The sequence below is a fragment of the Yaniella sp. genome, from assembly GCF_030453185.1.
Classification (GTDB): domain Bacteria; phylum Actinomycetota; class Actinomycetes; order Actinomycetales; family Micrococcaceae; genus Yaniella.
Window position 1 is genome coordinate 52,526 of the sequence record NZ_JAKDKW010000004.1, and the last position, 7,341, is coordinate 59,866.

Genomic DNA, 7,341 nt, shown 5'->3' on the forward strand with positions numbered 1-7,341 from the left:
TATGCGTTTGGTGGTATTACTTTCAGGTTCCGGATCCAACTTTCAGGCAGTCATTGACGCTGTAGCGGCCGGAGACCTTGACGTCGACATCGTTGCCGCCGGTTCCGACGTGCACGATGCCTACGGACTCGCTCGCGCTCAGGCTGCAGCGATACCGACTTTCGTGGTCGACTACCACGCATATGAATCTCGCAGCGCATGGTCTGTAGCGCTGGCAGACGCCGTCGCTGAATATCAGCCGGACGTCGTATTGTCTTCGGGCCTCATGCGCATTGTCGGTGAATCCTTTATTGATCGCTTTGCCGGGCAATTTATCAATACTCACCCCGCCATCTTGCCCGCGTTTCCGGGTGCTCGAGCCGTAGCTGATGCGCTCGCAGCAGGAGCAGTGGTGACTGGCACTACCCTGCACTTGGTCGACGCCGGCGTCGACACCGGACCGATCCTGGATCAGCGTGCCGTCACGATTGCTGCGGACGACGACGAAGCAAGCCTGCATGAGAAGATTAAACGTGCTGAACGGCAGATGTTGCTCCAAAATCTTGCCGTGTTAGCCACCGGCGTCGCACCGACGGCACTGATCCGTTCGTATACCAAACCGCGCTAGAATGACGCGAGTAGAGTTGGACCGCAATCGGTTAACAAACACTGTAGAAGGAGCACCCTGTGACCAATACGCTGGATCAAATCCCGGTAAAGCGCGCGCTAATATCCGTCTATGACAAATCAGGATTAGCCGAACTGGCCCAGGGTCTGTCGAGTCTCGGGGTCGAGATTGTCTCCACCGGTTCCACTGCAGCCATGATCCAGGCTGCAGGCGTGCCCGTCACCGAGGTCTCCCAAGTTACCGGCTTCCCCGAAGTACTGGGCGGCCGCGTGAAAACCCTGCACCCGTTCATTCACTCGGGTGTGCTGGCCGATAAAAATGTGCCCGACCACATGGCCCAGCTGGCCGAACACGACATCGCACCCTTCGACCTGGTGGTGGTCAACCTCTACCCGTTTGTGGAAACCGTTGCCTCGGGTGCTACCCAGCCGGAAGCCATCGAACAAATCGACATCGGCGGTCCGACCATGGTGCGCGCGTCAGCGAAAAACCACGGATCGGTGGCCATCGTGACCAATCCGGAAACCTACCACGACATCCTGACGGCGGTAGCAAACGGCGGTTTCAGCCTGGATGCTCGTCGCCGTCTGGCCGTTGAAGCTTTCGCACACACCGCATCATACGACACGGCGGTGGCCACCTGGATGGCAGAAAACTTCGATGACGGCGACCACCCCTCCTACGCAGGACACGCGCTCGAGTTGAAAGAGTCGCTGCGCTACGGTGAAAACCCTCACCAGCCTGCGGCGATCTACACCGCAGACAATCCTGCTCCCGGCATCGCCCAGGCGAACCTGCTGCACGGCAAGGCTATGAGCTTCAACAACTATGTTGACGCCGACGCCGCCGTTCGCGCTGCCTATGCCTTCACCGAACCAGCCGTGGCCGTGATTAAACACGCCAACCCGTGTGGGCTCGGCGTTGCCTCGAATGACGCCGACGACGCGATTGCCGATGCACACCGCAAAGCGCACGCGACCGATCCGGTTTCAGCCTTTGGTGGTGTCATCGCTGCAAACCGCCCGGTCTCAGCTGCCATGGCTCAGCAGGTCAAGGATATTTTCACTGAAGTTGTCGTCGCTCCAGGATTCAGCCCGGAAGCCCACGATATCCTGTCGACTAAGAAGAATATTCGCTTGTTGGAACTCCCGGAGGGTTTCGCGCCCGATACCAAAGAGTTCAAACAAATTTCCGGCGGCATGCTCGTCCAAGATTCCGACATCTACCAGGCAGCAGGTGACGACCCGGCGAACTGGGAACTGGCTGCCGGAGAGCCCGCCGACGAGCAGACCATGCAGGATCTCGTGTTTGCGTGGCAAGCCGTGCGTGCACCAAAATCCAACGCCATCCTGTTGGCCGCCGACCGCGCCGCCGTCGGGATCGGCATGGGCCAGGTTAACCGTCTGGACTCCTGCCGACTGGCCATTGAGCGTGCCAACACTCTGGGGTCCGCGTCGACCGGTGCGCAGGACGTGTCCGCGCCAGGCGGTGCCGAAAACGTGTCGGGAGCAGACGCCCCAGATCGGGCAACCGGTTCGGTAGCCGCGTCTGATGCGTTCTTCCCATTCGCGGATGGCCTGCAGATCCTCATTGACGCCGGTGTGCGCGCCGTCGTTCAACCCGGAGGTTCGATGCGTGACAACGACGTCATCGAAGCTGCCAATGCAGCGGGGATCACCATGTACCTCACCGGTGCTCGCCACTTTTACCACGGATAACCACCCACAGAAATAGCGAAGGGGTACGTATGTCGGATCTCAGATCAGCTGAAGCAGTCTTTGCGGAGCAAGAAGAAGAAGTCTGGGATCTTTTACGTGCCAAAGAATATGCGACCGCAGCTGAGCTCTTAAGAGACATGCGTGGAGCAACGGTGGAACGGCTCTTAGACAGAACACCGCCGTCACTCATGCCCGTGGCCTTCCGACTCCTGGATAAAGATGTTGCCGTGGAAGTCTTTGGCAACATGGAACCTTCCCTGCAATCGGACTTGATTGACGGGCTGGCCGACGAACACACCCAAGATCTGTTCTCGCAACTACAATCCTCTACGCAGGCTCGTCTTGTCGACGAAGTGCCAGCCGAAGTCGCTCAGCGGCTTCTCGCCAGTCTGGGAGAGCCCCAACGTAATGCGGCCGGCAAGATCCTGGGCTACCCCGAAGATTCCGTGGGGCGTCGCATGGCGGCGGTACCTCAGGAATTGACCCCGAATATGTCCGTGGCAACGGCCTTGAACATTATTCGCGACGTCACGGTGGCCGAGCACGAGATCGATCACTTATCTGTGTTGCCGGTTGGCTCGACCTCACACAAAGTGCTGGGTCTCGTCCACCTGCCGAAACTGGTGCGTGCCGAACCGGATGAACTGATTTCCGACATCATGGATCCCACCGAGACCGTTCACGCCCACGACGATGTGGAAGATGCGGCCCGTACCGTGGTGCACGACCGCGTCCAGGCTCTGCCCGTCGTTGATGAAGCCGACCGACTGATTGGCATGCTGACCATGGCGGATGCCCAGCAGGTCCTGGAAGAAGAAGAGTCCGAAGACTCCTTCCGTTCCGGTGGTGCCGAACCGCTGGGACAGCCATACCTGTCGACGTCGGTCATGCACTTGGTGAAATCCCGTGTGACTTGGCTGCTGGTGCTGGGCATCGGCGCTGTACTGACCGTTCAAGTCCTCGACTACTTCGAAGACACCCTGGCCGCCATGGTCGTCCTGACACTTTTTGTACCATTATTGACTGGTACCGGGGGAAACACCGGCAACCAGGCGGCCACCACGGTGACCCGTGCTATCGCTTTGAGCCAGGTGACCACCCGAGATTTCCTCCGTGTGATCTCTCGAGAAGCCTTGGTCGGTGTCACGCTGGGGTTGTTGCTGGGCACGCTGGGCTTCATCGGGGCGTCGATATTCTTTGATGTCGAACTCGGTCTGGTTATTGGTGCCACACTGGTGGTCATCTGTACCCTGGCGGCCTCGGTGGGCTCCATCATGCCGCTCATCGCCTCTAAGATCGGCGTTGATCCGGCCGTATTCTCAAACCCATTCATCTCGACCGTCGTCGACGCGCTCGGACTGATCGTGTACTTCCTGATCGCCAAAGCTATTCTGGGGATCTAAGTCCAAAAATTCTCCCGCACGTGGCTTAACTCCCGGGCGAAAACGGGATATTGAGTCCCTGGTGAGTCAAGGTGCGTTAGATTAGGGGAGAAACTGTGAGGTGCCCTGCACCCAATGGGCGCTTGAACCATGAGGAGATAATTCATCTATGTCAAAGATCATTTACACCTACACCGACGAAGCGCCGATGTTGGCAACTGCATCCTTTTTGCCCATCGTTCGTGCGTTTGCCTCGAAGGCCGGTGTAGAACTGGAAACACGGGATATCTCCCTTGCCGGCCGTATCCTGGCCGCATTCAACGACGTGTTGCCAGAAGATCAGCAAGTTAACGACTCGCTGGCCGAACTGGGTGAGTTAGTCAAAGAAGCAGATGCCAACATCATCAAGCTGCCAAATATCTCGGCATCTGTGCCGCAGCTTGTCGCGGCAGTCAAAGAACTTCAGGCTGCAGGCTTTGACCTGCCAGAGTTCCCGTACGAAGTCACCACCGACGAAGAACGTGAAATTCGTGAGCGGTATTCGACCGCTATGGGTTCTGCCGTCAACCCTGTGCTGCGTGAAGGGAACTCGGATCGCCGTGCACCACGCGCGGTCAAACAGTTCGCAAAGAACAACCCGCACTCCATGGGCGAGTGGTCCAAGAACTCCAAAACCAACGTTGCCACCATGGACAAAGACGACTTCTTCTCCAACGAGCAGTCGGTCACGATAGGTCAGAACGACACCCTGACTATTCGTCACACTGACGCCGACGGCAACGTCACAGTACTGAAAGACGGCCTGAAGGTCCTCAAAGACGAAATCGTCGATTCGACTTTCATGTCCGCCAAAGCCCTGGATGCATTCCTGGCAGAACAGATCAAACGTGCCAAAGACGAAGGCGTGCTGTTCTCTGCGCACCTGAAGGCCACCATGATGAAGGTTTCGGACCCTGTACTGTTCGGGCACATCGTCAAGGCCTACTTCCCAGAGGTCTTCCGTAAATTTGGTCCACAGCTGCAAGAAGCCGGCCTTTCGGCCAATAACGGCCTGGCTGGAATTGAATCCGGACTCAGTGACCTGAACAGTGACATCGCCGAAGGCGTGCGCAACGAAATTGTAGACGCCTACAACAATGGTCCTGACCTGGCGATGGTGAACTCGCACCGCGGCATCACCAACCTGCACGTCCCATCCGACGTCATCGTTGATGCCTCCATGCCAGCCATGATTCGCTCCGGCGGTCAGATGTGGAATAAGAATGACGAAACCCAGGACACCCTGGCTGTTATTCCAGACTCCTCTTACGCCGGTGTCTTCCAGGTTGTCATTGAAGACTGCCGCGCCAACGGTGCATTCGACCCAACCACCATGGGAACGGTGCCAAATGTTGGGCTGATGGCTCAGAAGGCTGAAGAATACGGCTCCCACGATAAGACCTTCGTCATGGAATTAGACGGCACCATGGAAGTCGTTGATTCTTCAGGCAACGCGCTGATGAGCCACAAGGTTGAAACCGGTGACATCTGGCGCGCAATCCAGACTAAAGATGTTCCTGTCCGCGACTGGGTCAAACTGGCCGTTACCCGCGCCCGCGCAACGAAGACGCCGGCGATCTTCTGGCTGGATGCCGAGCGTGCACACGATGCGCAGCTGATTGAAAAAGTGAAAACTTACCTGGCCGACCACGACACCGATGGCCTGGAAATCAAGATCATGGCTCCAGAACGTGCCACCCAGTACACCGTCGATCGTCTGCGAAAGGGCGAAGACACCATTTCGGTGACTGGTAACGTCCTACGCGACTACCTGACAGACCTGTTCCCAATTCTTGAACTGGGCACCTCGGCCAAGATGTTGTCGATCGTTCCACTGCTCAACGGAGGTGGCCTCTTCGAGACTGGTGCTGGCGGTTCCGCTCCAAAACACGTCGAGCAGTTGCTCGAGGAAAACCACTTGCGCTGGGACTCACTGGGTGAATTCCTGGCACTGGCCGTTTCGTTTGAACACTTGGCGACGGCTACCGACAACTCTCGTGCACAGGTTTTGGCCGACGCGCTGGATGCTGGCACGGGGCTGTACCTTGAAGAAGGTCGCTCACCGTCACGTAAAGTCGGCGAACTCGATAACCGTGGTTCACACTTCTACGTTGCCCTGTACTGGGCAGAATCCCTCGCAGAGCAGACCGAAGACGCTGATCTTGCAGCAGCCATCAAACCAGTGGCTCAAGAACTGCGCGCCAACGAAGAAGCAATTCTTAACGAACTCAATGAAGTTCAGGGCAAGGAAGTCTCCATCGACGGTTACTACTACCCGAACAACGACATGACCTCCGAGGTCATGCGTCCATCGGCCACCCTGAACCGCATCATCGATACGTTGGCTTCCTAAGTCCAATGAGCACAGCATGATGCTGTGACGAGCTTATCGCCCCGCTGCCATTTTTTGGTTGCGGGGCGAAGTCATTAAGTAGTGGTTGATGCAAATCCTAGCCACGTGTGACGGTTTCGAACCCAGCACCAGCCCACTTTCGGTGCCCCGCGGTTTGCGCTGCCGTCTCGCCCTGTACCGTTACTGATCCAAATCGCGGGTGTGCGTGCGTCGAGCCCCTTCCCCGTACTCTTGCGTTTGCGAGAGGCGATAGTCATGAAACACTTATTCGGTTCAAGCGCTTTGGGCTGTTGCAGAAGCCAGGAAATACCTTCGCTGATTGTCAGTGGGCGCCGTCCACGATGTGTGATCTCGAGCAGTGCCTCTTCAGGACTCCAATTCAGCATGTCCTCACCGCGATCGAGATCGCCAATGACATGCAGCGGCTCGTCAGGAATCGAGACACCTTCTATCGGTTCAAATTCGTCAAGATCGGTCATATCGACGACGACGAAACCCGGTTTATCGTCTCGTGCAAGCAACGGGGCAAGCGCAGATGGTGGGATGAGGGAAGGGTGTACGACAAGCAGTCCGTGCTGGGTAGCAGCAGAAAGCGACTGGCCCATCGATACAAAGTCATCATCCGAGTATCCGGTAAGAGCTGGGACACCCAGCTGCACGAGTCGACGAAGTTGTGTGGGTACGTCGAACGATACTGGGCTGTCATGTTGCATAGTTGTACCTTTCGAAAACACTTTGGGCAGAATTCGTATAACGAGCACCTGTTTGATTTTATTCCGGGGTAGCCGGATGCTGATCCGATGACTGTCGAAGTGCTGACGTGGCGCCTTGCGAGTCGACGACTCGTCGGCTTTTGCTGGGATGTCGATAGGTCTCCTTCACGCTCTTGGTTATCCACAAAAAAGGCGATACGCTCAACGCCTTTTTCGTTGTATGGTATACCGCATTAAACGCAACTTTACATACCAAATAACAGTATTAAAATATGTCAAAAATATTGCTTTTAAGGGGCTGTCAAAGTAGAATAGTGGGAACAGTTCGCTTCCTATTTAGCGATTATCCTGACACGTCGATTCCTTATTTTTAGGCTAGAGATATGAAGAATTTTCCAACATCACTTGCAGCGGAGGCCACGTTTTTGCGTGATGGTCTTGCGGTGTTGGATCCCGTGAAGAGTCAGGCTGAGGCCATTGATGATATCCGTGCGTTAGAGGAGCTCAAGGCTGCGTGTGCTGCCGCGCA

At 56.5% G+C, this 7,341-nt stretch carries 5 protein-coding genes; 4 read left to right on the forward strand and 1 reads right to left on the reverse strand.

The annotated features are described in order from the left end of the window. Position 1: 1 nt before the first annotated feature. The 4 genes from purN (at position 2) to L0H14_RS01605 (ending at position 6,099) form a co-directional block, all read left to right on the forward strand. Complete coding sequence (gene purN / locus L0H14_RS01590; RefSeq protein ID WP_301416701.1) at positions 2-607, forward strand: phosphoribosylglycinamide formyltransferase; 606 nt, start codon at positions 2-4, stop codon at positions 605-607. Positions 608-666: 59 nt separating this feature from the next. Next, positions 667-2,325 carry a bifunctional phosphoribosylaminoimidazolecarboxamide formyltransferase/IMP cyclohydrolase gene (gene purH / locus L0H14_RS01595; protein WP_301416699.1) on the forward strand — a complete coding sequence of 553 codons (1,659 nt, stop codon included), beginning with the start codon at positions 667-669 and terminating at the stop codon, positions 2,323-2,325. A gap of 29 nt (positions 2,326-2,354) precedes the next feature. Continuing rightward, on the forward strand, positions 2,355-3,728 hold the full coding sequence (mgtE, locus tag L0H14_RS01600; protein WP_301416697.1) for a magnesium transporter: 1,374 nt from the start codon (positions 2,355-2,357) through the stop codon (positions 3,726-3,728). A gap of 148 nt (positions 3,729-3,876) precedes the next feature. Further along, positions 3,877-6,099 (forward strand): NADP-dependent isocitrate dehydrogenase, encoded by a 2,223-nt coding sequence (locus tag L0H14_RS01605; protein ID WP_301421330.1) that lies wholly within the window; start codon positions 3,877-3,879, stop codon positions 6,097-6,099. Between the two features lie 74 nt (positions 6,100-6,173). Here the strand turns inward: L0H14_RS01605 and L0H14_RS01610 are convergent, their stop codons facing one another. Continuing rightward, positions 6,174-6,812: a DUF5701 family protein gene (locus L0H14_RS01610; protein WP_301416693.1), complete on the reverse strand. Its 639-nt coding sequence runs from the start codon at positions 6,810-6,812 to the stop codon at positions 6,174-6,176. Positions 6,813-7,341: the final 529 nt, after the last annotated feature.

Excerpts from the sequence above, each read along its gene's own strand:
- purN (WP_301416701.1), top strand. The coding sequence starts at position 2 with ATGCGTTTGGTGGTATTACTTTCAGGTTCCGGATCCAACTTTCAGGCA.
- mgtE (WP_301416697.1), top strand. The coding sequence starts at position 2,355 with ATGTCGGATCTCAGATCAGCTGAAGCAGTCTTTGCGGAGCAAGAAGAA.
- L0H14_RS01605 (WP_301421330.1), top strand. The coding sequence starts at position 3,877 with ATGTCAAAGATCATTTACACCTACACCGACGAAGCGCCGATGTTGGCA.
- L0H14_RS01610 (WP_301416693.1), bottom strand. The coding sequence starts at position 6,812 with ATGCAACATGACAGCCCAGTATCGTTCGACGTACCCACACAACTTCGT.